The 333-nt window shown below is 22.2% G+C and carries 1 protein-coding gene; it reads right to left on the bottom strand.

What is annotated here, in order from left to right; all coding sequences use genetic code 11:
• A partial coding sequence (locus DXN04_RS35080) for a hypothetical protein (protein WP_158569321.1) occupies positions 1-333 on the bottom strand: 333 nt, incomplete at both ends.

Raw genomic sequence — 333 nt, forward strand, 5'->3', positions numbered from 1 at the left:
TCAAACGATTCAAGTCTATCAATAGGATAATAAGCTAAAGTTCCATCATAAGTTCCTTTAATATATAAATTTCTATTAATTCTAATAACATTAACAGCATCTCCATTTCTTATTATTCCTATATTATCAAGATTTTCTTGATTATTAAAAGTAATAATACCACTTCTTTTTAGATTATAATTAATTTTATTATTAGTAAGTCTTTTAAACGTATAACTAGGACAATTAAAACTATTATAATTTTTACGAATAAAACCAATTATATCTTCAACGTTATCTTTATCAACAAGACCATAATTATTAATACCTTTCATAGCTATATCTCCAATAGCT

The organism is Chitinophaga silvisoli (genome assembly GCF_003412465.1).
GTDB classification, from domain to species: Bacteria; Bacteroidota; Bacteroidia; order Chitinophagales; family Chitinophagaceae; genus Chitinophaga; species Chitinophaga silvisoli.